The organism is Kribbella sp. NPDC048837, from assembly GCF_055586945.1.
Map to the genome: position 1 here is coordinate 548,069 of NZ_JBVJHF010000002.1, position 26,609 is coordinate 574,677.

The following is a 26,609-nucleotide window of genomic DNA, read 5'->3' on the forward strand; positions in this document are numbered from 1 at the left end:
TCTTGACGTGGTGGCGATGACAGACTGCGGTCGTGGAGTTGCGGCAGCTGGAGTACTTCGTGGCGGTGGCGCACGAGCGGAGCTTCACGTTGGCCGCCCGGCGGCTGCACGTGGTGCAGAGCGCGGTGAGCGCCGCGATCGCCGCGCTGGAACGCGATCTGAAGGTCACGCTGTTCGAGCGCAGCGCCCAGCGAGTGGTGCTGACCGAGGCGGGTACGGCGCTCCTCCCCGAAGCGCTCGCGGTGATGGACGCGGTCCAAGGGGCTCGTGATGTCGTCGACGAGCTCGGCGCCGGGATGCGCGGATCCGTGCGCGTCGGGCTGCTGCCCGGCCTCGGGCTGATCGACCTGCCGGCCGCGGCCGGTGAGTTCCGCCGGCGCTATCCGAACGTCGAGCTGCAACTGCGGGTCGACGCCGAGGGATCGGCCGGCGTCATCGTGGCCCTGCGGAACGGGGACATCGACGTCGGGTTCCTCGGGATCGCGGCCGGCAGCGTGCCGCGTGAGCTGACGGCCTGGGAGTTGCTCCGGGTTCCGCAGGTCCTCGCGGTCCCGGTCGGGCACCGGCTCGCGCGCCGCCGGACGGTGACGCTGGCCGACCTGGCCGACGAGGCGTTCGTGGACTTCCCGCCCGGGTTCGGCACCCGGACGCTGATCGACCAGCGCTTCGAGGCGGCCGGGCTCGCGCGGCACGTGGTCGTCGAGGCGCTCGGGATCGAGAACGGCGTGCAGTTCGTGGCCCATGGTGTCGGCCTCGGGATCCTGCCCGGGTACGCCGTGGCCGGTGTCGACGCGATCCGCGTCGTACCGATCAAGGACGAGTCGTTCCAGTGGTCGCTGTACATGGCCACCCTGAAGAAACGGAAGCCGACCGCCGCACTGCGAGCCCTGCTGGGCTTGGTCAGCACCCACCTCCGGCACCCTCCCGGCACAGAACTCGGCCAGGACTTGCATCAATAAAACTGACTACCCAGCTCCCCCCTCCCCGCCCGCAGGGCGGGCTCCTGCATCAATGAAATTGATCCACCCATCGACTTGAGTCGTTGGACTTGATGCATCGGTCGCAGCAAGATCGTTGGTGTCAGCAGGACACCGAGATCGAGGAGCAGGACGATGACCGAGAACACCACCGCCGGACGGGTCGCCATCGTGACCGGAGGATCCAGCGGAATCGGCCGCGAGGCCGCCACCCGCCTGGGCCGGGACGGCTACGCGGTGGCGATCGTGTACGCCGGCAACCAGGCAGCGGCCGAAGAGGCCGTCAAGGAGGTCGAGCAGGCCGGCGGCCGGGCGATCGCGGTCCAGGCCGACGTCGCCGACGAGACCGCGGTGGCCGCGCTGTTCGACCGGACCGAGCAGGAGTTCGGCGGCGTCGACGTGGTCGTGAACGCGGCCGGCATCATGCCGCTGTCCCCGCTCGCCGACCTCGACCTGGAGGTCTTCGACCGGGTCGTGCGGACCAACCTCCGCGGCACCATCGTGGTCGACCAGCAGGCGGTCCGCCGGCTCCGCAACGGCGGCGCGCTGATCAACGTCTCCAGCTCCCTCACCAAGCTGGCCCGGCCGGGCTACTCCGCCTACTCCGCCACCAAGGGCGGCGTCGAGGCGATCACCCTGATCCTGGCCCGCGAGCTGCGCGGCCGCGACGTCACCGTCAACACCGTCGCCCCCGGCCCGACCGCGACCCCGCTGTTCTTCGAGGGCAAGCCGCAGGAACTGATCGACCGGATCGCCGCCGAGCCGCCGCTGGAGCGCCTGGGCGAGCCGTCCGACATCGCCGAGATCATCGCCTTCCTGGCCGGACCGGCCCGCTGGATCAACGGCCAGGTCATCTACGCCAACGGCGGCTCGGCCGCCTGATCAGCACCACTCCTCGCGCCGGCCCTCCCGAAGTAAAGGAATCCGTCATGAGCAAGACAGTTCTGATCAGTGGCGCGTCGAGCGGTTTCGGTGCTCTGACCGCCCGTGCCCTCGCCGACGCCGGCCACATCGTCTACGCCGGGATGCGCGGCGTCGCCGGCCGCAACGCAGCCGCCGCCGCGGACGCCAAGCAGTACGCGACCGAGCACAACGTCGACCTCCGCGCCGTCGAGCTGGACATCAGCACAGACGCCTCCGCCCAGCAGGCTGTCGCCACCGTGATCCGTGAGCAAGGGCGTCTCGACGTACTCGTGCACAACGCCGGGCACATGGTCACCGGTCCGGCCGAGGCCTTCACGCCGGAGCAGTTGGCCCAGTTGTACGACACCAACGTCGTCGGCACGCAGCGGCTCAACCGGGCCGCGCTCCCGCATCTCCGCGAGCAGCAGGACGGCCTGATGGTGTGGGTCGGCAGTTCGAGCACGCGCGGCGGGACTCCGCCGTACCTGGCTCCGTACTTCGCGGCGAAGGCGGCGATGGACGCGCTGGCGCAGAGCTACGCGCTCGAGGTCGCGCGCTTCGGGATCGAGACGACGATCGTCGTCCCGGGTGCCTTCACCCACGGCACCAACCACTTCGCCCACAGCGGCTCGCCGGCCGACGCGGAGGTGGTCGCGGCGTACGAGACGAAGTACGCCGGGCTGATGGAGCAGGTCGGCCAGAAGCTGGCCGAGCTCGAGCCGGCCTGGGCCGATGTCGCCGAGGTCGCGAAGGCGATCGTGACGGTGGTCGGCACCGAGAAGGGGCACCGGCCGTTCCGGGTCCACATCGACCCGTCGGACGACGGCGCCGCGGTGGTGAACGGAGTGGCCGACCGGGTTCGCGCCGAATTGCTCCGCCGGATCGGTCTCGACGACCTGCTGCACCCGGTGGCGGGATGATCGACCTCCACGCGCACTTCCTGCCGCCGGAGTACGTCGCCGCGGCGGAGCGGGCGGGACACCTTCGGCCAGACGGGATGCCCGGCTGGCCGAAGTGGTCTGTCCAGAAGCACCTCGAGGAGATGGACCGGACCGGCATCGAGAAGGCCGTGCTGTCGGTGCCGTCGCCGGGTGTGCACTTCGGTGACGACTTCCGCGCTCAGGTCCTGGCCAGGCAGGTCAACGAGGCCGCCGCGACGCTGGTCCGCGACCACCCGGGCCGCTTCGGGTTCTTCGCGAGCCTGCCTTTGCCGGATGTCGAGGGCGCCTTGGTCGAGGTGGACTACGCGTACGACGTGTTGCACGCGGACGGCGTCGTACTGCTGAGCAATGCCGGCGGCATGTATCCGGGCGACCCGTCGTGGGAGCCACTGTGGCGGGAGCTGGATGCTAGGTCCGCCATGGTGCTGCTGCATCCGACGTCACCACCACAGTGGCGTCAGGTCGCGCTGGACCGGCCACGACCGATGATCGAGTTCCCCTTCGACACCGCCCGGGCAGTCACCGATCTGGCGCTGACCGGTGTCCTGACCCGCCATCCCGACATCCGTTTCGTCGTCGCGCACGGCGATCTGCTGCCGGTCCTCAGCGAGCGCATCGACGTCTTCCAAGGGACATCCACCGTGGCCGGTCAGCTGAAGAATCTCTCGTACGTCTCCGGCAGCGGCTACTGCTGTGCCGCGTAGTCGAGTGCGAACCTGATCGTCCGCTCCTGCTCCGCCGCCGTCCCGACCGGGCAGAAGACGAACTCAGTAGTCCCGGCATCCGCGAACCGCTGGATCTCCTTCGCCACCGCCGATTCGTCGCCGAGTACGGCGGTGTCTTCCGGTCCCGCCTTCCCTCCTCGGTCGAGCACCGCCCGGTACGCCGGCATGTCGCCGGCCGCGCCGAAGCGTTCCCGGATCCATGCGCGGGTCGCGTCCACATCATCGGTGAGCGCGATACACGCGGCCGCGATCACCTGTGGTTGCGGCCGACCCGCCGCGGCCGCGGCCCGGTCGATGGTCGGCCGGATGTAGCTCTCGACCAGGTCGGGCCCTACCCAGCTGGTCATCGTGCCGCCAGTCAGTTCGCCCGCGGTCTTGAGCATCCGCGGACCCAGTGCGGCGAGGATCAGCTCGGGAGTCTCCGCGCCGGTGATCTCGATCTGTCCACGAGCCGTCAGCCGTTCACCCTCGTAGTCGGTGGGCTCGCCGGAGAGCAGTGGTCCGAGCGCTTCGACGTACTCGCGCGTGTATTTGGCGGGCTGCTCCATCGAGAGGCCGAACATCCCCTCGACCATGTGCGGATGACTCGTCCCGATCCCCAGTGTGAGCCGGTTGCCCGACACTGCCTGCACGCTGAGCGCCTGCGCTGCCAGGGCCATCGGGTGCCGGGGATAGATCGGTACGACGCCGACCGCGAAGCCGATGGTCGACGTGTACGGCGCTGCGCCCGCGATCAGCGTGAGCGCGTCCCAGCCGGTTCGCTGGCTGAACCAGATCCGGTCGATCCCACTGTCCTCGGCAGTCTTGGCGGCGGCCCCGACCTCGTCGATCCGGAGGCCTTCTTCCTCGATCCACAGTCCTGTTCTCATGTCCACCAGTCAACGAGCGCGGCCATCGGTGACCAAGACGCAGCTACGCTGTGCAGTGATAAGGAATCGTGATCGCCGGGGGTGGCCGATGGAGCTGCGGCAGCTGCGGTACTTCGTCACCGTCGCCGAGGAGCTCCACTTCGGCCGGGCCGCCGAACGGCTGAACATCGTCCAGCCGGCGGTCAGCCAGCAGGTTGCCCGGCTCGAGCGCGAGCTCGGCCTGAAGCTCCTCGACCGTTCGTCGAGGCACGTCCGGCTGACCGGCGACGGTGAGCGGATGCTGCGCGAGGCGCGGACGATCCTCGCCGCCGCGGACCATGCCACCGGCGTCGCCGCGGAGCTCGCGTCCGGGCGTTCCGGCGTACTGCGGATCGGCACGGCGCCTGGTTTGCGGGATCGGCTCGAACGCGGTCTCGCCGCTCTCCGGGAGAGCACGCCGGACCTGGAGATCAAGCTGAGCTCCGGTGCCGCGGCCGATCACCTCGACGCGCTGAGGTCCGGCGATCTGGATGTGGCGTTCGTCCGCGGTGAGGTGGCCGCCGCCGACCTCCAGGTGGTCGAGCTCTGGCGGGATCCGCTGTCGGTCCTGCTGCCGTCGGAGTACCGGGCGGACGACGGCGTGAAGCTCGTCGACCTGGCGGGTCTGCCGATGCGGTTGCCGGCCGATCCCTGGCTGCGGGAGTTCCTCACGGCTGCCTGCCGGGACGCCGGGTTCGAGCCGGTGCCGGGCCGGGCGGCGGACGACCTGGAAGCCACGATCGTCGAGATGTCGACCGGTTCCCCGGCCTGGACCGTCGTGTACGGCACGTCCTGCGGGTCGGCGGACGGCGTCCTGTGGATGGGCCAGTTCGCGCCGCCGCTGAGCGCTCCCGGCAACCTGGTGATCGCGCCGGGCCGGCCGGCCGGGTGCGTCGACGTCCTCGTCGCCGCCTTCGGATGACCCCCGACGGGCCCTGACAGCACCGCCGGGGGCCAGTGTTGATCTCTCAACAAGAACCGGATCGTACGCGGGAAAACCTGTTCCGAGGAGGGCTCGTCTCACAATAGGACGCCGCTCCGCGACGAGCGATCGGTGGCTCCCGGTGAGCGGTCGCTGACACTGCGGGCTTATCGTTGGTTCTTGCAACCAAATATCAGGCTGGGTGAGGACACGCCGGCCGCTTCCGCCCCGGGGCAGCGCACGCCGCTGCTTCGGCCGTAGCGACTCCGCGTACGAACGGAACCCGATGTCTGCCACCCGGACCCTGGATACGGCCGCCGCCCCCGCCAACCCTGCCGACCCGGGGCTCTCCCATCGCGAGATCCTGGAGATCCTGGCCGGGCTGCTGGCCGCGCTGTTCACCGCCGTGATGAGCTCGACCATCGTCAGCAACGCGCTGCCGACGATCATCGCGGACCTGGAAGGCTCCCAGACCCAGTACACCTGGGTGATCACCGCCAGCCTGCTCGCGATGACCGTGTCCACGCCGGTCTGGGGCAAGCTCTCCGACCTGGTCAGCAAGAAGCTGCTGGTCCAGTTCGCGATCGTGATGTTCGTGGCCGGATCGGCGCTCGCCGGCGCCGCGCACAACGTCCCGTTCCTGATCGGCGCGCGGGTCCTGCAAGGCCTGGCGATGGGTGGCCTGATGGCCCTCGCCCAGGCGATCGTCGGCGCCGCGATCCCACCGCGCGACCGCGGCCGGTACTCCGGCTACATGGGCGCCGTGATGGCGGTCGCCACTGTGTCCGGGCCGCTCGTCGGCGGCGTCATCGTCGACACATCGTGGCTCGGCTGGCGCTGGTGCTTCTACGTCTGCGTGCCCCTCGCCGTCCTGTCGCTGCTCGTCCTGCAGCGCTACCTGCACCTGCCGGTGATCAAGCGCGAAGTGAAGATGGACTACTTCGGCGCGATCCTGATCGCGGGCGCGGCCGGCCTGCCGCTGATCTGGGTGTCGTTCGCCGGCGAGCACTTCGCGTGGTGGTCGTGGCAGACCGGTGCCTACCTCGGTGGTACGGCGGTGCTCGGCATCCTGGCCGTGATCGTCGAGACCCACGCGCGCGAGCCGCTCGTCCCGGTGAAGGTGGTCCGCGAACGCACGACCGCGCTGGCGATCCTGGCCAGCCTGGCGGTAGGGATCGCGATGTTCGGCAGCGCGGTGTTCCTCGGGCAGTACTTCCAGGTGGCCCGTGGGTACAGCGCGACCGAGGCCGGGTTGCTGACGATCCCGATGATGTTCGGGTCGTTCCTGGGGTCGGTCGGGTCCGGGCAGTTGATCACCCGGTTCGGCCGGTGGAAGCGGTACCTCGTGCTCGGCGGGCTGTTCCTCACCGCCGGTCTCGGCGTCCTCGGCACGATCGACCACACCAGCCCCTACTGGTACGTCGGCCTCGGCATGCTCGGGATGGGCATCGGCATGGGCATGATGATGCAGAACCTGGTGCTCGCCGTACAGAACACCGTCGACGTCAGCCAGGTCGGCGCGTCCAGCGCCACGGTCACGTTCTTCCGCAGCCTCGGTGGCGCGGTCGGCGTCTCGGTGCTCGGCGCGGTCCTGGCGAACCGGGTGATGGACCTGATCACCGAGAACATCCGGGCGCTCGGGCCGGAGGCGGCGGCCGCGGCGTCCAGCGGGTCGAGCGGCAGCGTGCTGGACGTGAACGCGCTGCCGGCACCGGTGGCCGAGATCGTGCGGCATGCGTACGGCGATGCGACCGGGAAGATCTTCGTGATCGCGGCCGGTGCGGCGGTGGTCAGCCTGCTCGCAGTGCTGTTCATCCGGGAGGTTCCACTCCGCCGTACGGTCGCGCTGACGGCGGACGGTGCGGAAGAGGAGGCGCCGATGCGTGAGACCGTTCCCGACGATCCGGCCGAACGGGCCGCGGTCGTCGCACTCGATGTGATCACCTCGGCCGAGCGGACCGCCCGCGAACGGGAGCGCGAGGCGAACGAACGCGTCCAGGCCGCGGCGAACGTCGTACGCCGGATGCGTACGGACGTCGCCGACCTGTTCGCCCGCGTGGACCAGCAGATCGCGGCGCTCGAGGACACGCTGCCCGACGCCGTCCCGCAGCCGGCCGCCGCCATCCTCGACGCCCAGCGCCCGGCCGGCGAACTCGTCGACGAGCTCCGCCGCTACGAACTGAGCGTGCTCAGCGCCAGCCAGCGCACGGCCGACCACCTCCGTGAAGCCGCAAAGGCAGAGGCGGCCGAGTTGCTGGCCGCTGCCCGCGACGAGGAACTGGAGATCCGGCACCGCATCGCCGAACTGGAAGCGGTCGAAGAACGCCTGCTCGGAACCATCCGCAACGGCCTCTCCGATACCCCGCCGGCCGCGGCCAACGGTTACCCCGACGAGGTCCACGAACGCCAGGCCTTCGGGTGATGATCGCGTTGTCGGCGTCGGATGGCATGCTCTCGCCTTAGAGGCGTATCGAGCGAGGAGTGCCGTGGGGCCGTGGGACGTGGAGCAGGTGCTGGGGCTGGCGCCTGATCCTGCGTCCGCGAAGGCTGGCCAGGCGCAAGCCCGTCCGGCGAAGTGGCCGGAGACCGGCGCGTCCGAGCGGGCGGTGTGGGGACTGTGTCAGGGCAGCGGCAAACAGCCGTACCAGACCGCGGTCGACCTGAGCGGACCGGCGTACAAGTGCTCCTGCCCGAGCCGGAAGTTCCCCTGCAAGCACGCGCTCGGGCTGCTGTTGCTGTGGGCCGGCGGGGATGTGCGGCCGGCGGACGAGCCGGAGTGGGTGACGTCGTGGGTCGATCAGCGCCCGGCGCGGGCTGAGCGGCCGGAGCGGAAGCCGGGCGAGGTTGCGGACCCGTTGGCCGCCCAGCAGCGCGCTTCCCGGCGGGCTGATCGGGTGTCGGCCGGGATGGCCGAGCTGGCGAGCTGGCTGGACGATCAGGTCCGGCAAGGGCTCGGTGGGTTCGATCAGCGTGCCTATACCGAGCTCAGCCGGCTGGCGGCCCGGATGGTCGACGCGCAGGCGCCGGGGGTGGCGGGAGCGGTACGGCGAGCGGCTGGTGTGGTCGGCCGTGGACACGGGTGGCCGGGCGAGCTGCTCGAGGAGCTGTCGCTGATTCACCTGATCGTCTCCGCGCACGACCGGCTCGCCGAGCTGCCGCCGTCGCTGGCCGATACCGTGCAGTCCCGGATCGGGTGGACCGTCGAGACCGCGCGGGTGCTGGCCGAGGGCGAGAAGGTCGAGGACGACTGGCTCGTGCTCGGGCGCGTGATCGAGCCGGACAAGCGGCTCACCGTCCGCCGGGTTTGGTTGCGTGGGGCAACGACTGGTCGGCTCGGCCTGATCCTCAGCTTCGCGGCCGCGGGACGGCCGCTCGATCCGCTGCCGGCGCGACCGGGAGAGTACGTTCCGGGGGCGCTGTCCTTCTATCCCGGTGCGCTGCCGATGCGCGCGCTACTCACCCAGACCGCTCCCCGGCTGCCCGCGCCGCAGCCGACCGGATTCACGGCTCGCCAGGCGTTGGCGTCGTACGTCGAATCCGTTGCCGCCGACCCGTGGAACGAGCGCTGGCCGCTGGTCCTGCAGGACGTCCGGCCGGCGCCGTACGGCGAGGGGTGGGCGCTCGTGGATGCTGCCGACGATGGGCTCGAACTGCTGCCCGGTGTGGATCCGTGGAAGCTGCTCGCGGTGTCGGCCGGCGATCCGGTCACCGTCGCGGGTGAGTGGAACCGTGCCGGTTTCCGCCCGATGACGTGCTGGCACGACGATCGGCCGGTGATCTTGTGAAGGGCTGGGACGGGCTGGTCAGCTCGGCGCTGCTGGGTACGGATCGGCGGCCGGCGCACTTCGAAGAGTTGCCTGAGGCTGTGCAAGAACGCTTGCGGGACGGTGGTCTGCTGGACGCCGCCGCGCTCGCGACCGTGTACAAGCGTGCCGGCCGGAAACCTCTCCGCGACCTCGAACCGTTGCCGGCGGCATCGGGTGAGGAGCGGCCGCTGCCTCGACCGGTCGCGATTCGGCGGCTGGCGGCGATGCTCGGCGGATTCCAGACGACCGCGCTCGGCGAGTGGTTGCGGGCTGCCGATGCACGCGGGTGGGGTGTGCCGCCCGAGCACCTGCCGGCGTTGGCGGACTACGCGCGGAACCGGGCCGAGTACCGTCCCCTCGTCATCGCCGCCGCCGGCCGGCGGGCGCGGTGGCTCGCGGATCTCAACCCGGAGTGGCGTTTCCTCCACGCAGCTGTTGCTGACAGCAACGACGTGGAACTCTGGACGCACGGCAACGCGGTCCAGCGACGCAGCTGGCTCCGTGCCGTGCGTCAGCACGATCCCGAGGCCGCGCTGGAAGCTCTCGCCGAGGTCTGGCCGTCCGAGTCCGCTGCCACCCGCACCGAATTCCTCGGCCTGCTCGCGGAGGGGTTGTCCGCATCCGACGAGGACTTCCTGGAAGCGGCGCTCGACGACCGCTCCAAGGAGGTCCGCCGGGCCGCTGCCCGCCTGCTCGCCCGCGTCCCGGGCTCCCGGTACGGCGAACGGATGACCGAGCGCCTGCACTCCCACCTGACCGCCACCCAGGGCGTCCTCGCGGTCGACCTCCCGCGACGCCTGAGTACGTCGATGGAACGCGACGGCATCGACTCCCAGAACCCGGAGGGCATCGGCAAACGCGCGTGGTGGTTCTTCCAGATCATCGCCAGCACCCCACTGTCCGCGATGGATCTGGCCTGGTTGGAGACACCGGTCGAGGGCTGCGCTCCCGAACTTCTCCAAGCAGCCTGGACCGAAGCAGCCATCCGGGAGACGTCAGCTGAATGGGCCCGCGCTCTGCTGCGCTCAGAGGCATCGACAGGTAGCCGAAGTCCCGCCGAGTTGTTGCGGTTGCTTCCCGCCGAAGAATGGGCCCGCGCCGTCGAAGCCCTCCGCACCACGGTCGACGTCGCCGAGCTGGTCGGCGGCCTGCCCGTGCCCTGGCCGCCCTCGCTCGCGAGCATGATCCTCGACCAACTCGCCAAGGTCGGCACCAACCGAGCCTGGGCGAGGCTGGCCAGCATCACCGCCCGCGCCGTCCCACCCGACGTCCTGAACCACCCGATCACCCGCGAACCCACCGGCGAGGAAGACACCTGGCGCCGCCGCCTGGTGGAGACCCTGACCTTCCGCCGCGAACTGTACGAGGAGCTGTCATGACCACTGAAGTTCTCAGGCCGCATGCGGAAGAGGAGTATGCGGGGGAGCTGGCGGCGTTGGCAGCCGTGGATGACCGAGCGCGGCCGCCGGCGTGGCGGTTGTCGCCGGCGGCGGTGGTGACGTACCTGCTGGGCGGCAAGGCCGGTGAGGTGGAGATCTCGCCGAAGTACGTCGGGCCGCGGCGGCTGATCGAGGTTGCGGTGGCGACCCTGGCCACGGACCGGGCGTTGCTGCTGCTCGGCGTACCGGGAACGGCGAAGACCTGGGTGAGCGAGCATCTGGCGGCGGCGATCAGCGGCGACTCGACCCTGCTCGTGCAAGGGACGGCGGGGACCGCGGAGGAGTCGATCCGGTACGGGTGGAACTACGCCCAGTTGATTGCCCAGGGCCCCAGTGAGGCGGCGCTCGTGCCGAGTCCGGTGCAGCGGGCGATGACGGATGCGAAGATCGCCCGGATCGAAGAGCTGACCCGGATGCCGTCCGACGTCCAGGACGCGCTGATCACGATCCTGTCCGAGAAGACGCTGCCGATCTCCGAGCTGGCCACGGAAGTCCAGGCCCGCAAGGGATTCAACGTCATCGCCACCGCGAACGACCGCGACAAGGGCATCAACGAACTCTCCAGCGCGCTCCGGCGCCGCTTCAACACCGTCGTCCTCCCGCTGCCGGACTCGGCCGACGACGAGGTGGACATCGTCTCCCGCCGGGTCGCACAACTCGGTACGGCGCTGGAGCTGCCGCAACCCGACGACGCGCTCGACGAGATCCGGCGCGTGGTGACGATCTTCCGCGAACTGCGCTCCGGCCGCACCGAGGACGGCCGTACGGCGGTCAAGTCGCCGTCCGGCACGCTGTCCACCGCGGAGGCGATCAGCGTCGTCACCGGCGGTCTCGCCCTCGCGGCCCACTTCGGCGACGGCGTACTCCGGCCGACCGACGTGGCCGGCGGCATCCTCGGTGCCGTCATCAAGGACCCATCGGCGGATCGTGTCGTCTGGTCGGAGTACCTCGAGACCGTCGTCCGCGAACGCGACGACTGGGCCCCGTTCTACCGCGCCTGCCGAGAGATCTCCGGATGACCGTTCATCTTCTCGGGATCCGGCATCACGGGCCGGGATCGGCGCGGGCGGTCGCGACCGCGCTGGCCGAGCTGCGGCCCGACGTGGTGCTGATCGAGGGACCGCCGGAGGCCGACAAGGTGGTCGAGCTGGCGGCGTCGGAGGAGATGGAGCCGCCGGTCGCGCTGCTGGCGTACGCGGTCGACGATTCGACGCGGGCGGCGTTCTGGCCGTTCGCGGTGTTCAGCCCCGAGTGGCAGGCGATCAAGTACGCGCTGGCGGCCGGCGTACCGGTGCGGTTCTGCGACCTGCCCGCCGCACATCAGTTCGCCTCGTCCGGTCGGGAGGGCCGGCGGGCGGCGTCGATCGATCCGCTGGCGACGCTCGCGAACGCCGGTGGGTACGACGATCCCGAGCGCTGGTGGGACGACGTGATCGAGTCGCGGCGCGAGGGGGCCGAGCCGTTCAGCGTGATCGCCGACGCGATGCGCGAACTGCGTCACGACGAGGAGGCCGTGGGCCGCGAAGCGCAGCGTGAGGCGTACATGCGCACCGTGCTGCGGAAGGCGATCCGCGAAGGGTTCGAGCGGATCGCGGTGATCTGCGGCGCCTGGCACGTGCCCGCCCTGGAGCTGCCGTTGCCCCCGGCAACACATGACCAGCGGATCCTGAAGGGCCTGCCGAAGCGGAAGGTCGCCTGCACGTGGGTCCCGTGGACGCACGGCCGGCTGGCCGCGACGAGCGGGTACGGCGCCGGCATCACGTCACCGGGCTGGTACCACCACCTGTTCACCGCGCCCGACCAGATCACCACCCGGTGGCTGTCCAAGGTCGCGCGGGTGCTGCGCGCCGAGGACCTTCCGGTGTCCAGTGCGCACGTGATCGAGGCGGTCCGACTCGCGGACACGTTGGCCGCATTGCGAGGCCGCCCGCTCGCCGGCTTGAGCGAGGTCACCGAGGCGACGCGGGCGGTGCTCTGCGGCGGGAACGACGTACTGCTTGATCTCGTGACGCGGGAAGCGGTGGTCGGCGAGCTGCTGGGATCGGTGCCCGGGGAGACGCCACAGGCGCCGGTCGCGGCGGATCTCGCGGCGCAGGCGCGGCGGCTGCGGATGCGGCGGGACGCGACCGAGCGGGTGATCGAGCTCGACCTGCGGAAGCCGAACGACGTGGAGAAGTCCAGGCTCCTGCACCGCTTGCGGATTCTCGGTGTGCACTGGGGTGTGCCGGCCACCGACGAGCGCCGCGCGCAGGGCACGTTCCGGGAGATGTGGCGGCTGACCTGGGATCCGGGCCTCGAAGTCGACCTGGTCGCCGCCGGTGCGCACGGCACGACCGTGCTGGGAGCCGCGACCACGGTCATGCTGCAGGTGGCCGACCAGTCGTCGACGCTCGCCGACGTCACCGCTGCGCTGGAGAAGTCGCTGCTCGCGGACCTCGCCGACGCCATGCCGTCTCTGCTTCAAGGCGTGGACACCCGAGCGGCCGCCGATGCCGACGTCGGTCACCTGATGGCGGCGTTGCCCGCGCTGGCACGATCCTCGCGGTACGGCGATGTCCGTGGCACCGACACCGCCGGCCTGGCCGCGGTCGCCGGACGCATGGTGTCACGGATCTGCGCCGGCCTCGGCCGGGCTGTGCACGGACTCGATCCGGACGCGGCTGCCGCCGTACAGGAACTGATCGACGGAGTGCAGGACGCGACCGCCTTGCTGGCCGAGGGTGTGCGGGCGGAGTGGCTGAACACGTTGGAGGGGTTGAGCGATCGCGCCGCGGTGCCGCCGTTGATCCGCGGCCGGTTGACCCGGTTGATGCTCGACACCTCGCGGTTGCCGGATCACGAGGTCGCGCTGCGGCTGGGGCGGGCGCTGTCACCCGGCACGCCGACCGCCGACGCTGCCGGGTATGTCGAAGGATTCCTGGCCGGCGGTGGATTGCTGCTCGTGCACGACGAACGCCTGCTGGCGTTGGTGGATGCGTGGCTCGGCGCGATCCCGGACGACGCGTTCGTGGAGGTGCTGCCGCTGCTGCGCCGGACGTTCGGGACGTTCGCCGCGCCGGAGCGCCGGTCGATCGGGACCCGCGCGCGTGCGCTCGGCGATCCGGCGGCCGTGGTCGTTGCTGATGACAACGATCTCGACACCGAGCTGGCCGCGTCCGTCCTGCCCGTCGTCGCGCAGTTGCTGGGGGTGTGAGATGAACGACGACCGGATGCGGCGCTGGCGACTCGTACTCGGCAGCGAAGCCGAGCCCGAGACGGGTACGACGCTGTCCAAGGCGGACCAGTCCGTCGACGCCGCGCTGGCGGCGCTGTACGACGCCTCGGAAGGCGAATCGGGAACCCAACGATCGGCGGGCCTTGGTTCGTCGGCGCCGCGGGTGGCGCGGTGGCTCGGCGACATCCGTCAGTACTTCCCGAGCTCTGTCGTCCAGGTGATGCAGCGGGACGCGGTCGAGCGGCTCGGCATCACCCGGATGTTGATGGAGCCGGAGCTACTGGGTGCCGTGGAGCCCGACGTACACCTGGTCAGCACGCTGCTCGCGCTCAACGAGGTGATGCCGGAGGAGACCAAGCAGACCGCGCGGGATGTGGTCGGCCGGGTCGTCGCCGAGCTCGAGGCACGCCTGGCCGAGCGGACTCGCGCGGCCGTCACCGGGGCACTCGATCGGGCCGGGCGGACGGGCCGGCCGCGGCACTCGGACATCGACTGGGACCGGACCATCCGGGCCAACCTCAAGCACTTCTCGCCGGCGCTCGGCACGATCGTCCCGGACCGGCTGGTCGGGTACGCACGACGGAACCACAGCGTCCAGCGGGACGTGGTGCTCGCGATCGACCAGTCCGGCTCGATGGCGGAGTCGGTCGTCTACGCGTCGCTCTTCGGTGCGGTGCTCGGATCGATCCGCACGCTCCGGACCAGCCTGGTCGTCTTCGACACCGCAGTGGTCGACCTGACCGATCAGCTGGAGGACCCGGTCGATGTCCTCTTCGGGACGCAGCTCGGCGGTGGGACGGACATCAACCGTGCGCTCGCCTACTGCGAGGAGCTCGTCACCAAGCCGGCCGAGACGGTGATGGTGCTGATCTCGGATCTCTACGAGGGCGGCGTCCGTGAGGAGATGCTGCGACGAGCCCGGTCCCTGGTCGAGTCCGGCGTACAGCTGATCGCTCTGCTGGCGCTGTCCGACTCCGGCACCCCGTCGTACGACGCGGAGAACGCGGCCGCGCTCGCGGATCTCGGCGTACCGACGTTCGCCTGTACCCCTGACCTGTTCCCCGACCTGATGGCCGCTGCCATCCGGCACGAAGACATCACTTCCTGGGCTTCCACCAACCTCTCCTGAAAGGAACCTCATGACGACTGTCGAGCTGACCCGCTTCCGCGTACTGCCGGAGAAGACCGAGGAGCTGCTCTCCGCCCGGGCGGAGATGCTGAAGGACTTCGAGGCCGACCGGACCGGATTCCTCGGTGCCCGGCTCGTGCGGCTGCCGGACGACGAGTGGCTGGACATCGTCGAGTGGGCGGGCCCGGAGGACTTCGCCGCGTCCCGGGACAAGGGCGGGAACCTGCCGGGCATCGCGAGGTTCTTCGCCGCGATCGACTCCCTGGTCGTCGCCGAGGAAGGCGTCGTCGCGGGGTAATCGAGCTGACAGGCCGCGGCGGTGGGTGCGACCGTGGGCGGCATGGAGATCAGCGATATCCGGCCGGACGAGTACGACCGGGCGGCCGACCTGTGGGAGGCGTCCGTACGGGCGACGCACGACTTCGTCACCGAGGCGGATCTGGACGTGTTCCGGCCGCTCGTCCGCGCGTCGTTCGGGGAGATCCCGCAGCTCGCCGGGCTGCGCACCGACGACGGGCTGCTGATCGGCTTCATCGGTGTGGCCGAGGGCAACGTGGAGATGCTGTTCCTCGATCCGGCGTACCGCGGGCAGGGTGGCGGTTCGTTGCTGCTCGAGCACGCCTTCCGGTCCTTCGACGCCGGGTCCGTCGACGTGAACGAGCAGAACCCGCAGGCGATCGGCTTCGACCTGCACCACGGCTTCCGGGTCGTCGCCCGCAGCGAGACCGACCCGACCAACAAGCCGTACCCGATCCTGCACCTGAAGCTGTAGGTCGTGTCTGATGGTCCCGCGCCTACTGCGCGGCACTCGGCACGGCACCGAGCACCTGCTCGCTACGGCGCGGGACCATCAGATACGACCTAGCCCGCGATCTCCAGGATGTCGATCGGGGTGTTCGGGTCGGCTTCGGCGAAGCGGAGGGCCCACTGGACGGCCTCCTCCTTGGTGTCGACCCGGATGATCGACACACCCGCGACGAGCTCCTTCGTCTCCGCGAACGGCCCGTCCATCACGCGCGGCTCACCCGGCGTGGGGAATGTGATCCGGGCCCCGCGTGAGCTCGGCATCAGCCCCTCGCCGAGCAGCAGCACGCCGGCCTGGCGCATCTCCTCGAGCACGGCGTCCGCCCGCGCCAGCATCTCCGGGTCCGGTGGGTTCCCGGCCTCCAGGCTGTCGTTGGTCTTGTGAAGCAGCATGTACCTCATACGCCAGACCTTAATGCGGTCCAGAACGCTTGTGGGATCTCATGGTCGAGCCACGCCGCGACCTCGGTGATCTCCCGCGGACTCCGGGCCCCGACCACGACCGCCGGCACGGCGGGATGCTCGAGCGGGAACTGGACTGCGGCGGCCAGCAACGGTACGCCGTACTCCCGGCAGAGCTCACGGAGCCCGTCGATCCGCCGGAGCAGGTCGGGCGGGACCCGCGCGTACCCGTCGGGAGCGCCCTCGGCGGTGTCGGCCAGGACGCCACCGTGGAACACCCCGGCGGCGAGAACGGCGACGCCGAGCCGCTCGCACAACGGCAGGAGCTCGTCCGCGCCGGACCGGTCGAGCAGCGTGTAGCGGCCGGCGAGCAGGATGCAGTCGGGTCCGGCCGCCCCGGTCTCGCGGAGGAACCGGGCCGCCACGTCCGCGTCGTTCACGCCGAGCGAGATCGCGCGGATGGTGCCGCGACCGCGGAGCTCGGCCAGCGCCCGGAGGGCTTCGGTCGACGCGGTCAGGTAGTCGAGGTCGGGGTCGTGGATGTGCAGGATGTCGATCCGGTCGATGCCCATCCGCTCCAGGCTGGCCTCGAACGAGCGGAGCACCGCGCCGTACGAGTAGTCGAGGCGGGGACCGAGACCCGGCGGCGGCTCCGCCCAGATCGGCTGGATGTCCGGGCCGCCCGGCTCGATCAGCCGGCCGACCTTGCTGCAGAGGACGAACTGGTGACGCGGTCGCCCGCGGAGCGCGAGACCGGCGCGCTGCTCGGACAGTCCGTAGCCGTAGACCGGCGCGGTGTCGAACAGCCGGACGCCGAGCTCCCAGGCCCGGTCGATGGTCGCGACGGCCTGTCGCTGCGGCACGGCCGAGAACATTCCCCCGATCGAAGCGAGCCCCAGCCCCAGCCGGCTCACCGTCAGTCCCGTCCGCCCGAGCTCCACCATCCGCATGCCGCCGACCCTAGGATCCACAACCGACAGATTCGGTCTTCCGCGACAGGGGCCGGAACGGCAAGATGCGGTAATGGGTGAGATCGCGGATCGATACAGCCGGCGCGCCGAGGCCTTCGAGCGCAAGGTCGCGGCCGTGACGCCGGACCAGTGGGACAACCAGTCGCCGTGCGAGCGATGGACGGCCCGCGACGTGGTGAACCATGTGGTCGGCATGCACGCTCATCTGCTCCTGCCGGTCAGCCGGAAGCTGGAGCCGAGCGACGACCCCCTGTTCGCCTTCCAGGAGGCCCGTGCGGCGGTGGAGCAGGTGCTCGACGACCCGGTGCTCGCGTTGACCGAGGCCGACACCCCGATGGGGCCGCTGACGACCGAGAACAACATCGACCAGGTGATCTCCGACGACCTCGTCCTGCACGGCTGGGACCTGGCCCGGGCCACCGGTCAGGACGAGACGATGGACCCGATCGACGTCGAGCTGCTCTGGGCGAGTACGTCGGCGATCCCGCCGGAGATGATGGAGAAGTACCGGACGCCGGGGGCCTTCGGCGAAGGGATCGAGGTGTTCGGTCCGGAGGTCAAGGTGTCCGCGGACGCACCGCTCCAGGACCGACTGCTCGGGATGATCGGCCGCCAGCCTTAGTTGAGAAGGCCGGTCAGATTGCTCGGGGCGTAGTACGCGCCTGGGGCTGCGCACAGCGGTGCTTTGGTGAGCTCCGCCGGGCGGGACATCAGCAGCGCGTGCCCCTTGTCGATCGCCGGTGCGAGGTACTCGTGCCCGGGCAGGTTCGCGACCGCGGTCCGGCAGCCGAGGGCCATCCCCTCGAACAGGGCCGTCGTCGAGACACCGACCTGATAGGTGGCCGAAGCGAGCAGGTCCAGCGTGCTGCCGTCGGTCGACAGCCTCACGCTCGTGGGGATCGTGTAGTCGGACGCGTGCTCGCTCGGGTGCGGGCGGAACAGGACCTCCAGGTCCGGGTGCTCCTTGGCGACCGACTCGGCGACGTGCAGGAGCTCGGCCCCGGTCGTGCCTTGCGACAGGAACACGACCCGCCGCGGATCCTTCCGGTCCGGCGCGGGGAGGAACGTCGCGCCGACCACCGCGGTCGTCGTCCCGGCGGGCAGCTCGGCGACGTCGGTCCAGTACGAACCGAAGCACCACAGCTCGTCCGGCTGATCCGGGACGACCGGTCGGCCGGGGTAGCTGTAGCCGAGGTGGAACGGGCTGATCGCGCCGTGCTGCAGCTCCACGACCCGGATCCCGAGATCGCGGGCGGCGCCGACGATGTGCTGGTGGAAGTACGCGACGACGACGTACACCGTCTTGATCCGGTGACGGCGCAGCAGGGCGCGGTAGAGCGCTCGCAGGCGCTGGTGTTTCGGGACCTCCCTCGCCAGTAGTGCACCCACCGGCACCTGGACACCGGTCAGTTCCCTGAGTGCGTCGCTGATTCCGCGGTCGTCCAGCCGGCGTTGGTGGATCGCGCCGGCGGCCGACGTGAAGAAGTCCAGGTTCTTGCTGCCGGGCAGCGGGGTCCCGTTGATCCCCGAGTCCAGGATCAGGGCGGACGGTCCGAGTGCGGTGCGGAGTTCGTCGGTGTAGATCTCGACACCGCCCGGTTTCCGCGGGTGCGGTACGACGAGAGCGTCGTACCGGCCGAGGAACGGGTTCCGGGTCGCGAGTCCGCTCACGTGCTTGGCGACGAGACCTGCCTTGTCGTACGGCGAACGCCGTACCGGATGTGGTGCGCCGTGGATACCGCTGCGGCGGGTCAGCTCATGGAAGACGCGCATCCGGATGATCGGCCACGGATGCGCGCTCCGAATCCGCCACTCGAGCAGATCCAGGTCCCGCTCCACCTGCCAGATCGCCCGGCACAGGCTCGCCACCGTCGGAGCCGTGCCGTTCCCGGTACTCGTCATGGTTGATCCCTACTATCCCCGCGAGGCTGCCGACGCCCGAGAAGAACCGGCGGACAGCCTTCAGCAGGTGCGTCTTCCGGCCGAGCAGCAGCCCGGCGAGGGCGTACCCGATCGCCGAGATCACCCGGGCCGAAGCATAGGCCAGCACCAAGAAGTAGCTCACCGCGCCCGGCCGGATCAGCAACCGGCTGATCGTGTCCCCGCTGCCGGACCGGAACGCACGCCGTACCAGCCAGCGCAGCGTGGTCCGCCCGACCGGCACCTCCTCGGCGATACACGCTTCCTCGCACCACACGATCCGGAACCCGGCCCGGTGCACCCGCAGGAAGAAGTGCAGGTCGCTGGAGCCCGTGTACCGGAATGCGGGGTGGAAGCCCGGCGTGACCGCGTGATAGACCCGCCGGCTGACCAGGGTGTTGTTCGTGTACGCCTTGCGCAGTTCCTCGCCGGTGGTGTGCCGGCCGGTCGAGTCGTGGACATCGCTGTAGTGGTTCCACGCCGGGGCGCCAGGCGGCAGGTTGCCCTGGACCGGCCCGGTGACAACGTCGGCACCGGTCGACTCCCAGGCCTTGAGCAGCGTCTTGAGCCAGTCGGGCGGCGCCACCTCGTCGTCGTCCACGAAGATGAGCGCGTCGTCGTTCCAGCACAACTCCACCGACCGCTCCCGCGCGAACGGGATCCCCGGCTCTGGCTCCACCACCGACTCCACCGGGTACGGCGTACCCGCGCCGAACTCCTCGAGCACTCGGGCGGCGGACCCCTCCGCGTCGTTGTCGACCACCACGATCCGGATCGCGTAATCCCCGTCCGCGGGCAGCTCCTGAGCCTGCAAACTGGTCAATAATCCCCGCAACAGAGCAGGTCGCCTGAAGGTAATCACCGCGATGGCGACACTGGTGCTCATGGCGCCCGAGACTATCGGTCCCCGCCAAAGCCCGCCGCCCCGCGCCACCACTTCTCGCCGCCGCGTCCCGTCCGTCCTGACGGACCCGATCACGCGCAAAGGACGCCGCTTCGCGGCGGCAGTTCTTATCAGCCGCCTCCGGCGGCGCCGCGGACTGGTGTCCCGGGCCGGCCTGCTCGGCGGGCGGCACGTGATCACGAGCAAAGGGCGCCGCTGCGCGGCGGCTGTTCCTGCTAGCCGCCTCCGGCGGCGCCGCGGACCCGTTGCCGGGGATCGGTCTGGTTGGCGGACGTGGCGTGATCACGCGCTTGGCCCGGCTGGGGCGTCGAGTCGTGGGTCGGGGCCGGCCGGAGGGCACATTCTTGCGGCAGAATCCACGACTCGGCGGACCGGGCAGGAGCCGATCGCCACGACTCGACGGACATTGGGGTGGGAGCCGCGGACTGGTGTCCCGGGTCGGCCAACTCGGCGGGACGGACGTGATCACACGCAAAGGACGCCGCTGTTCTTCTGGCCGCCATCGGCGGCAGGCGCGGGCCCTTGCCCGGATCGGTCTGGCTGGCGGAGGCGACGTGATCACTCGCTCGGCCCGGCTGAGCGTCGAGTCGCGGAGTCTAGCGCTCGGCCGGGAGGTCGGTCCACGGTTCTGCGTTGCACGAAGTTGCAATCTGGAATGTGTAACACTGCCTGGGTTTTCACCGATTTAGGACTGGGCCGTTTTGCGGTCCGTTCCCGCCCTGTCGAGGCTCTTGGGGGTCTGTGTTGTTCCGCTCCGCCCGTTTGTTGCGTCTGGTCGTGCCCGCGGCCCTGGTCGCAGGTGGTTTGGTTGCCGTCACCGGTTCGTCCGGGTCGGCGGCCCAGCCCGGTCCTTACCGGCGGCCGTTCACCGCCCATCACACCTCTGCGAAGGCCGAGTTCGAGCCGAACGCGGTGATGGTGAAGTTCAAGCCCAAGGCAACGTCCTCGGCCCGGAAGGCCGCCGTCTCCAAGGTCGGTGCGACCGCCGAGGATTCCGTCACCTCGAACGTCGTGAAGATCAAGGGTGACCTGTCGGCGCCCGAGCTGCTGAAGAAGATGAAGGCCGACCCCAACGTCGAGCTGGCGTCGCTGAACTACAAGCGCCACGTCACCGCCGTACCGAACGACGAGTACTACGGCACCGACCAGCAGACCTACTTGAACACGGTCCGGGTGCCGCAGGCCTGGGATCTCTCGAAGACGACCGGCAGCCAGATCGTCGCTGTTCTCGACACCGGCGTCGACGCCGGTCACCCGGACCTGGTCGGTCACCTGGTGCCGGGCTACAACGCCACGTCGAGCACCCGACCGAACCCGGTCGACGACAACGGCCACGGCACGATGACGCTGGGCATCATCGCCGCGAGCGCCAACAACTCCGTCGGCGTCGCAGGTGTGGGCTGGAACGTGAAGGCGATGCCGGTCAAGGTCCTCGGCGCCGACGGCTCCGGGTACGACGCGGACATCGCGGAGGGCATCGACTGGGCCGTCGCCCACGGTGCCAAGGTGATCAACATGTCGCTGGGTGGCGACACCGACAACGTCGTACTGCACGACGCGGTCAAGCGCGCGGTCGCCAAGGGGGTCGTGGTGGTCGCGGCGGCCGGCAACGACGGCAACGACGTCGTGCAGTTCCCGGCGTCGTACCCGGAGGTGATCGCGGTTGCGGCCACCAACGCGGGCGGTGTGCTGACCGACTTCAGCTCGTACGGCGACTGGGTCGACATCGCGGCTCCCGGCTGGGACATCCTCAGCACCGGGCCGCGGTCATTGACCCCGGCCGGTTACCTGCCGTACTGGTACTGCACCGGCACCTCCTGCTCCGCCCCGATCGTCGCCGGCGTCGCCGCCCTGGTGAAGAACAAGTGGCCCACGCTCACCCCGGATCAGGTCGCCAGCCGGCTGAAGGTCCTGTCTCGGGACGCCGGTCCGCGTGGCATCGACCCGTACTACGGCGCCGGCATCCTGGACGCGTACGCCGCTCTCGGCGGCAAGTGGACCACGGACTTCCCGGTCAACCCACCGGACGGCAACGACCAGCCGGCGCGGGCGCTCCTCCTGAAGACGAGTTTCGCTGTGACCAAGATCAGCACGGAGGGCGAGGTCGACTGGTACCGGTACGAGGCGACGACCCCCCAGAAGACCCAGGTGACAGTCCAAGGCAACGAGTTCAACTGCGTCTACTCGACGAACATGGGTCCGCGGCTGGACGTGTACGACGGCAACCTACGGTCCCTCGGTCACGCGGTGACGCCGTACCCGACGACGCCGATCGATCCGGCCACGGAGTGCCGGCAGCCGCAGTGGCTGACCGCGAGCGTCGACGTCACCCTCACGAGCAATCCGATCTTCATTGCCGTGCGCAACGACAATGGGTCCCGGGACACCCGGACGTACAGCCTGAGCATCGGCCAGACGGGCTCCGGGATCGGCACTCCGGGTAAGGACTACCCGGTGCGGGATGTGCAGCCGGCCGAGGCGTCCACGACCGCCGCCGTGACGGTGCATCCCGCGGTGGAGTTCGCCCGTGACGTGGTCGCGGACACCGTCAACGCGTCGACGGTCCGGCTCGTCAACGGCAAGACCGGGACGACGGTGGGCCGGACCGTCGCGTACGACGCGGCGACCAAGCAGGCCGTGATCACTCCGGCGGTGCCGCTGCTCGACAACACGCCGTACCGCATCGTCGTCGATGGTGTACAAGAGCCAGGCGATGTGCTGGCGCCGTTCACCAGCGTGTTCTCGACGGCCGACACCGCGCCGCAGGCGGTCGGGTCGTTCGACGCGAGCGGGGCCTACCTGGCGGCGAACCTGTCCTGGAAGGTGCCGCCGACGACCGACCTGGATCAGGTGATCGTGCGGAAGAACGTCGGGAGCAAGGCGCCGACGTTGACGACCGGGACCCTCGTCTATGCCGGTACGGCGTCCGCGGTGAAGGCGACCGGGCTTGCGCAGGGGACGACGTACACGTTCGCTGCCTGGGTGAAGGACCGCAGTGGGAAGGTCAGCCCGGTGGCGACCACGCAGTTGCTCGGGATGAAGTCCGGGATCGCGGCGACGTCGGCGCTGGTCAACTACGGCGGCACGGTCACGATCAAGGGCAGCACGCTGCGGATCGACAATGTGGCGTACGCCGGCTTGCCGGTCAACGTCTACGTGCGGCCGAAGAATGTGTCGACGTTCAAGCTGCTGGCGGCCTTGAAGACGTCGTCGACCGGGAGCGTCGCGGTTGCGCACAAGCCGGCTGTCTCGTCCGTGTACATGCTGACATTCCCCGGCAACGCGGACCTGATGGGCACCCGCACCGCCGACATCACCGTGCAGGTCGCGCCGACCATCTCGGCGACCCTCGCACCGACCGCGATCAAACTCGGTCAGGCCACCGCCTTCAGCGGGTACGTCGCTCCGGCGCACGCCGGCAAGCCCGTGTACCTGCAGCAGTACGGGAACAAGGTCTGGAGGTCGATCGCCTCGGTCAAGCTGACCACCTCCGGCAAGTACGCCTTCGGCATCAAGCCGGCCATCCGCGGCCAAATCGCCTACCGAGTCTGGTTCCCGGCCGACGCCGACCACACCCAGGCGTTCACCGTCAACAAGATCCTGACCGTCAGCTAACCCGGACGCGCGCCCCGACCACTGTCTGATCGGGGCGCGCGTCGGGTTAGGTGTAGTGGTTTTGGAGGATTGTCAGGAGGTTGGGTTCCTGGCCTCGGTAGCCGGCGCTGAGTCCTGGTCGATCAGCCGCCGCACCTGCGCAACAAACGTTCCCCGATCCAGCAAGTCCGACTCGGCCCCGCCGATCGGCTCATCAACCCACCAACTCCCGCCCGTCTCCCCTCGCATGCCAGGAAGAATGTCCCTACCAGGGTGCTGAGTCGTGGGCTGGGTCGGCTTGAGCCGGCGTGTCCTCGACCGGGATCCACGACTCGATGGTGCGGGTGGACGCCGTTTGCCACGACTCCATGAGGGTCGGCGGCCGGTCGGTGGGGGCGATCGCGTGGGTTCCTTCCGCGCCGATTACGTCCGCGCGTGTCAACGGTCTGCGGCGCCGCCGGAGGCGGCCGAAGGGCTGTCGCCGCGGAGCGGTGTCCGATTGCGGTGTTCTCGGTAGGGGCTGTACCTGTGGGTACACTGGGTGGGTGGAGACGGTGGAGCGGTTGATTCGGAGTACGCAGGAGTTGTTGTGGGAGCGGGGGTATGTGGGGACCTCGCCGAAGGCGATTCAGCGGGCTGCGGATGCGGGGCAGGGGAGTATGTATCACCACTTCGCCGGGAAGGCGGAGTTGGCGAAAGCGGCGATCGAGCGGTCGGGGCTGGAGTTGCGGGCGGTGGCCGAGGAGCAGTTCGAGGAGCCTGGTACGGCGACCGAGCGGATCACCCACTACCTCGAGCGGGAGCGGGAGGTGCTCCGGGGGTGCCGGATCGGGCGGTTGACGGCGGATCCGGACGTGATGGCGGATCCGGAATTGCGGGCGCCGGTGGCGGAGACGTTCGCGTGGCTGCGGGCGCGGCTCGCGGAGATTGTTGCTGAGGGCAAGCGTAAGGGCGAGTATCCTGACCGGCTGGACGCCGAGCAGACGGCCGCGACGATCGCGGCGGTGCTGCAAGGCGGGTATGTGCTGGCCCGGGCGGCGGGATCGGTGGAGCCGTTCGAGCTGGCTGTCCAGGGCCTGATCAACCTGTTGCCGGAGGCTACTAAATGAAGATCGGTGCGGTGTTCCCCCAGCTCGAGATCGGCGCGGACCCGCGGCTGGTGCGCGACTGGACGACGACCGTGGAGGCGGCGGGCTACAACCATGCGCTCGCCTACGACCACGTGCTCGGTGCCGACCCGGCGAACCGGCCGGGCTGGACCGGCTACACCGACAAGTCCTTGTTTCACGAGGTTTTCGTGCTGTTCGGGTACATGGCGGCGATCACCACCGACCTCGAGCTGGTGACCGGCGTACTGGTTCTGCCGCAACGGCAGACGGCGCTGGTGGCCAAGCAGGCGGCCGAGATCGACGTGCTGAGCGGCGGCCGGCTGCGGCTGGGCGTCGGCATCGGGTGGAACCACGTCGAGTACCAGGCCCTGGGTGTGCCGTTCAGGCAGCGCGGTGCGCTCCTGGAAGAGCAGGTCGACGTACTGCGGAAGCTGTGGGCGGACCCGGTCATCTCCTACCAGGGCAAGTTCCACGAGATCGAGGAAGCCGGCCTCAATCCGCTACCCGCCCGGCAGATCCCGATCTGGTTCGGCGGTGGTGCGGAGGCCGTACTGCGTCGTACCGGGCGGATCGGTGACGGCTGGATGCCGCAGTCGGCGCCCGACGAGAACGCGCGCCAACAGGTCGCGCTGATCCGGCAGGCAGCAGAAGAGGCCGGCCGCGACCCGAACTCGATCGGCATCGAAGCGCGGCTCACTCTGGGCGCCGTCCCCGAGCAGGACTGGCGCGCCTTCGCGGACGGCTGGCGCGAGCTCGGTGCTTCCCACCTCTGCGTCAACACCATGAAGATGGGCCTCTCGAAACCCGAGGAGCACGCGGCCGTCCTCCGCGACGTCCTCCCACGGCTCGGCTAGCGCCGGTGGGCGGTTGAGCCTCGGATCACCAGCGGGCACGGGAGGGTGACGATCTCGGTGGGGCGGTCCGGGTCCTCGATGCGCTGGCGGAGGAGATTGATGCCGGTCTCGACGATGGCGTGGACCGGCTGCTCGACCGAGGTGAGGTCGAAGGCCTCCCAGGCGGCCAGTTCGGTGTTGTCGAAGCCGATCACCCAGACGTCGTCGGGGACCTTGCGGCCGAGTGCCCGGGCACCGTCCAGGATGCCGAAGGCGAGCAGGTCGGTGACCGTGTAGATCGCGGTCGGCGGGTTCTTCCGCGAGAGCAGCTTCTGCGCCGCGGCGTGGCCGTCCGCGTGCGGTACGCCGACCGTCACCACGTTGCCGGGTCTGATCTTGACGCCGGCGTCGGCGAGCGCGGCCCGGAAGCCGAGGTCGCGGTCGCGGGAGGTGTTCCCGGTGGGGATCAGGGTGACCAGGCCGATGTTGGTGTGACCGGCGTCGACCAGGTACTGGCCGGCGTCGTACGCGCCCTGCCAGTTGTCGCCGACGACCTGGTCGCAGTCGAGGCCGTCGATACCGCGGTGCAGCAGGACCGTCGGGGTCCCGGAGGCGAGGGCCATGCTGTGCAACTTCGAGTCGTACGTCGCCGACGTGAGCACGAACCCGTCGACCAGGCGCTGCTGGAGCACGCCGGCGATCGTCTCCTCGGGGTCGTGCTCGATGTTCCACAGGATCATGTGCTGGCCGACGGAGCTGAGCACGCGGCCGATCTCGTCCAGCAGCTCGGCGTGGAACGGGCTGGTCACCCGGGTCATGAACACCCCGATGGTGTCTGTCCGGCCGGTCTTCATCGCGCGGGCCAGTGCGTTCGGTATGTAGTTGGCGTCCTTGAGCACTTGCAGCACCCGGGCCCGGGTCTCCGGGTTGACCTTCGGATTGTTCGTCAGCACTCGTGAAACCGTGGCCTGGGACACCCCGGCCAGCCGGGCAAGATCTCTGCTCGTCGGTGGTCGCGTCACGATCCGCCTCCCCCTCGTTGTCCGGATGCTGAACCCTACTGAAGAGTGTCGCCTCTCGCCGTTGACCTCGGCTGTCTCAGATTGTATACGTATTCATTGTATACGTA

The 26,609-nt window shown here is 69.8% G+C and carries 23 protein-coding genes; 17 read left to right on the plus strand and 6 right to left on the minus strand.

Going from position 1 to position 26,609, the window contains the following annotated elements:
* Positions 1-32: 32 nt before the first annotated feature.
* From ACZ6O0_RS10525 to ACZ6O0_RS10540, 4 genes are all read left to right on the plus strand, one after another.
* Positions 33-959 (plus strand): LysR family transcriptional regulator, encoded by a 927-nt coding sequence (locus ACZ6O0_RS10525; protein WP_465764570.1) that lies wholly within the window; start codon positions 33-35, stop codon positions 957-959.
* 153 nt (positions 960-1,112) lie between these two features.
* The gene (locus ACZ6O0_RS10530; RefSeq protein ID WP_465764571.1) at positions 1,113-1,859 is read left to right on the plus strand and encodes an SDR family oxidoreductase; all 747 of its coding nucleotides are present in this window, start codon (positions 1,113-1,115) and stop codon (positions 1,857-1,859) included.
* 47 nt (positions 1,860-1,906) lie between these two features.
* Complete coding sequence (locus tag ACZ6O0_RS10535; protein WP_465764572.1) at positions 1,907-2,800, plus strand: SDR family oxidoreductase; 894 nt, start codon at positions 1,907-1,909, stop codon at positions 2,798-2,800.
* Complete coding sequence (locus ACZ6O0_RS10540; RefSeq protein ID WP_465764573.1) at positions 2,797-3,525, plus strand: amidohydrolase family protein; 729 nt, start codon at positions 2,797-2,799, stop codon at positions 3,523-3,525. The genes ACZ6O0_RS10535 and ACZ6O0_RS10540 overlap by 4 nt, the downstream gene beginning before the upstream one ends.
* On the opposite strand, the gene ACZ6O0_RS10545 is transcribed toward ACZ6O0_RS10540, so the two are convergent.
* Entirely contained in the window at positions 3,507-4,415 is a 909-nt protein-coding gene (locus ACZ6O0_RS10545) for a TIGR03564 family F420-dependent LLM class oxidoreductase (RefSeq protein ID WP_465764574.1), read from the minus strand. The genes ACZ6O0_RS10540 and ACZ6O0_RS10545 overlap by 19 nt on opposite strands.
* Positions 4,416-4,503: 88 nt before the next feature.
* Between ACZ6O0_RS10545 and ACZ6O0_RS10550 the strand changes: the two genes are divergently transcribed.
* The 9 genes from ACZ6O0_RS10550 to ACZ6O0_RS10590 all read left to right on the plus strand — a co-directional run bounded on the left by ACZ6O0_RS10550 (position 4,504) and on the right by ACZ6O0_RS10590 (position 15,715).
* On the plus strand, positions 4,504-5,355 hold the full coding sequence (locus ACZ6O0_RS10550; RefSeq protein ID WP_465764575.1) for a LysR family transcriptional regulator: 852 nt from the start codon (positions 4,504-4,506) through the stop codon (positions 5,353-5,355).
* A gap of 286 nt (positions 5,356-5,641) precedes the next feature.
* Positions 5,642-7,777 carry an MDR family MFS transporter gene (locus ACZ6O0_RS10555; RefSeq protein ID WP_465764576.1) on the plus strand — a complete coding sequence of 712 codons (2,136 nt, stop codon included), beginning with the start codon at positions 5,642-5,644 and terminating at the stop codon, positions 7,775-7,777.
* Positions 7,778-7,841: 64 nt separating this feature from the next.
* Positions 7,842-9,140 carry an SWIM zinc finger family protein gene (locus ACZ6O0_RS10560; RefSeq protein WP_465764577.1) on the plus strand — a complete coding sequence of 433 codons (1,299 nt, stop codon included), beginning with the start codon at positions 7,842-7,844 and terminating at the stop codon, positions 9,138-9,140.
* A complete protein-coding gene (locus tag ACZ6O0_RS10565) occupies positions 9,137-10,540 on the plus strand; it encodes a DUF5691 domain-containing protein (protein WP_465764578.1) in 1,404 nt (467 codons plus the stop codon). The genes ACZ6O0_RS10560 and ACZ6O0_RS10565 overlap by 4 nt, the downstream gene beginning before the upstream one ends.
* Positions 10,537-11,619 (plus strand): ATP-binding protein, encoded by a 1,083-nt coding sequence (locus ACZ6O0_RS10570; RefSeq protein ID WP_465764579.1) that lies wholly within the window; start codon positions 10,537-10,539, stop codon positions 11,617-11,619. Before ACZ6O0_RS10565 ends, ACZ6O0_RS10570 begins: the two co-directional genes overlap by 4 nt.
* Entirely contained in the window at positions 11,616-13,793 is a 2,178-nt protein-coding gene (locus ACZ6O0_RS10575) for a DUF5682 family protein (protein WP_465764580.1), read from the plus strand. Before ACZ6O0_RS10570 ends, ACZ6O0_RS10575 begins: the two co-directional genes overlap by 4 nt.
* A gap of 1 nt (position 13,794) precedes the next feature.
* Positions 13,795-14,943 (plus strand): VWA domain-containing protein, encoded by a 1,149-nt coding sequence (locus ACZ6O0_RS10580; protein ID WP_465764581.1) that lies wholly within the window; start codon positions 13,795-13,797, stop codon positions 14,941-14,943.
* A gap of 10 nt (positions 14,944-14,953) precedes the next feature.
* Positions 14,954-15,241: an antibiotic biosynthesis monooxygenase family protein gene (locus ACZ6O0_RS10585; protein ID WP_465764582.1), complete on the plus strand. Its 288-nt coding sequence runs from the start codon at positions 14,954-14,956 to the stop codon at positions 15,239-15,241.
* Between the two features lie 42 nt (positions 15,242-15,283).
* A complete protein-coding gene (locus tag ACZ6O0_RS10590; RefSeq protein WP_465764583.1) occupies positions 15,284-15,715 on the plus strand; it encodes a GNAT family N-acetyltransferase in 432 nt (143 codons plus the stop codon).
* An 89-nt stretch (positions 15,716-15,804) separates the two neighbouring features.
* Here ACZ6O0_RS10590 and ACZ6O0_RS10595 read toward each other — a convergent pair whose 3' ends face one another.
* Both ACZ6O0_RS10595 and ACZ6O0_RS10600 read right to left on the minus strand, forming a co-directional pair.
* Complete coding sequence (locus tag ACZ6O0_RS10595; RefSeq protein ID WP_465764584.1) at positions 15,805-16,149, minus strand: YciI family protein; 345 nt, start codon at positions 16,147-16,149, stop codon at positions 15,805-15,807.
* Entirely contained in the window at positions 16,146-17,099 is a 954-nt protein-coding gene (locus ACZ6O0_RS10600; protein ID WP_465764585.1) for an aldo/keto reductase, read from the minus strand. The genes ACZ6O0_RS10595 and ACZ6O0_RS10600 overlap by 4 nt, the downstream gene beginning before the upstream one ends.
* Before the next feature lie 73 nt (positions 17,100-17,172).
* On the opposite strand from ACZ6O0_RS10600, the gene ACZ6O0_RS10605 reads away from it, so the two are divergent.
* The gene (locus ACZ6O0_RS10605) at positions 17,173-17,742 is read left to right on the plus strand and encodes a TIGR03086 family metal-binding protein (protein WP_465764586.1); all 570 of its coding nucleotides are present in this window, start codon (positions 17,173-17,175) and stop codon (positions 17,740-17,742) included.
* Here ACZ6O0_RS10605 and ACZ6O0_RS10610 read toward each other — a convergent pair.
* Positions 17,739-18,893, minus strand: coding sequence for a hypothetical protein (locus tag ACZ6O0_RS10610; protein WP_465765588.1), 1,155 nt, complete (start codon positions 18,891-18,893; stop codon positions 17,739-17,741). The genes ACZ6O0_RS10605 and ACZ6O0_RS10610 overlap by 4 nt on opposite strands.
* Positions 18,877-19,926, minus strand: coding sequence for a glycosyltransferase family 2 protein (locus tag ACZ6O0_RS10615; RefSeq protein WP_465764587.1), 1,050 nt, complete (start codon positions 19,924-19,926; stop codon positions 18,877-18,879). Before ACZ6O0_RS10615 ends, ACZ6O0_RS10610 begins: the two co-directional genes overlap by 17 nt.
* 795 nt (positions 19,927-20,721) lie before the next feature.
* On the opposite strand from ACZ6O0_RS10615, the gene ACZ6O0_RS10620 reads away from it, so the two are divergent.
* From ACZ6O0_RS10620 to ACZ6O0_RS10630, 3 genes are all read left to right on the plus strand, one after another.
* The gene (locus ACZ6O0_RS10620; RefSeq protein WP_465764588.1) at positions 20,722-23,559 is read left to right on the plus strand and encodes a S8 family serine peptidase; all 2,838 of its coding nucleotides are present in this window, start codon (positions 20,722-20,724) and stop codon (positions 23,557-23,559) included.
* A 524-nt stretch (positions 23,560-24,083) separates the two neighbouring features.
* Entirely contained in the window at positions 24,084-24,647 is a 564-nt protein-coding gene (locus ACZ6O0_RS10625) for a TetR/AcrR family transcriptional regulator (protein ID WP_465764589.1), read from the plus strand.
* Positions 24,644-25,501 (plus strand): LLM class F420-dependent oxidoreductase, encoded by an 858-nt coding sequence (locus ACZ6O0_RS10630; RefSeq protein WP_465764590.1) that lies wholly within the window; start codon positions 24,644-24,646, stop codon positions 25,499-25,501. Before ACZ6O0_RS10625 ends, ACZ6O0_RS10630 begins: the two co-directional genes overlap by 4 nt.
* Here the strand turns inward: ACZ6O0_RS10630 and ACZ6O0_RS10635 are convergent.
* Positions 25,498-26,502, minus strand: coding sequence for a LacI family DNA-binding transcriptional regulator (locus ACZ6O0_RS10635; RefSeq protein WP_465764591.1), 1,005 nt, complete (start codon positions 26,500-26,502; stop codon positions 25,498-25,500). The genes ACZ6O0_RS10630 and ACZ6O0_RS10635 overlap by 4 nt on opposite strands.
* Between the last annotated feature and the right edge of the window lie 107 nt (positions 26,503-26,609).

Bases quoted from the DNA above. Each gene is read 5' to 3' on its own strand.
- ACZ6O0_RS10530 (WP_465764571.1), top strand. From the start codon at position 1,113: ATGACCGAGAACACCACCGCCGGACGGGTCGCCATCGTGACCGGAGGA.
- ACZ6O0_RS10535 (WP_465764572.1), top strand. From the start codon at position 1,907: ATGAGCAAGACAGTTCTGATCAGTGGCGCGTCGAGCGGTTTCGGTGCT.
- ACZ6O0_RS10540 (WP_465764573.1), top strand. From the start codon at position 2,797: ATGATCGACCTCCACGCGCACTTCCTGCCGCCGGAGTACGTCGCCGCG.
- ACZ6O0_RS10545 (WP_465764574.1), bottom strand. From the start codon at position 4,415: ATGAGAACAGGACTGTGGATCGAGGAAGAAGGCCTCCGGATCGACGAG.
- ACZ6O0_RS10550 (WP_465764575.1), top strand. From the start codon at position 4,504: ATGGAGCTGCGGCAGCTGCGGTACTTCGTCACCGTCGCCGAGGAGCTC.
- ACZ6O0_RS10555 (WP_465764576.1), top strand. From the start codon at position 5,642: ATGTCTGCCACCCGGACCCTGGATACGGCCGCCGCCCCCGCCAACCCT.
- ACZ6O0_RS10570 (WP_465764579.1), top strand. From the start codon at position 10,537: ATGACCACTGAAGTTCTCAGGCCGCATGCGGAAGAGGAGTATGCGGGG.
- ACZ6O0_RS10575 (WP_465764580.1), top strand. From the start codon at position 11,616: ATGACCGTTCATCTTCTCGGGATCCGGCATCACGGGCCGGGATCGGCG.
- ACZ6O0_RS10580 (WP_465764581.1), top strand. From the start codon at position 13,795: ATGAACGACGACCGGATGCGGCGCTGGCGACTCGTACTCGGCAGCGAA.
- ACZ6O0_RS10585 (WP_465764582.1), top strand. From the start codon at position 14,954: ATGACGACTGTCGAGCTGACCCGCTTCCGCGTACTGCCGGAGAAGACC.
- ACZ6O0_RS10590 (WP_465764583.1), top strand. From the start codon at position 15,284: ATGGAGATCAGCGATATCCGGCCGGACGAGTACGACCGGGCGGCCGAC.
- ACZ6O0_RS10595 (WP_465764584.1), bottom strand. From the start codon at position 16,149: ATGAGGTACATGCTGCTTCACAAGACCAACGACAGCCTGGAGGCCGGG.
- ACZ6O0_RS10600 (WP_465764585.1), bottom strand. From the start codon at position 17,099: ATGCGGATGGTGGAGCTCGGGCGGACGGGACTGACGGTGAGCCGGCTG.
- ACZ6O0_RS10605 (WP_465764586.1), top strand. From the start codon at position 17,173: ATGGGTGAGATCGCGGATCGATACAGCCGGCGCGCCGAGGCCTTCGAG.
- ACZ6O0_RS10610 (WP_465765588.1), bottom strand. From the start codon at position 18,893: ATGCGCGTCTTCCATGAGCTGACCCGCCGCAGCGGTATCCACGGCGCA.
- ACZ6O0_RS10615 (WP_465764587.1), bottom strand. From the start codon at position 19,926: ATGAGCACCAGTGTCGCCATCGCGGTGATTACCTTCAGGCGACCTGCT.
- ACZ6O0_RS10630 (WP_465764590.1), top strand. From the start codon at position 24,644: ATGAAGATCGGTGCGGTGTTCCCCCAGCTCGAGATCGGCGCGGACCCG.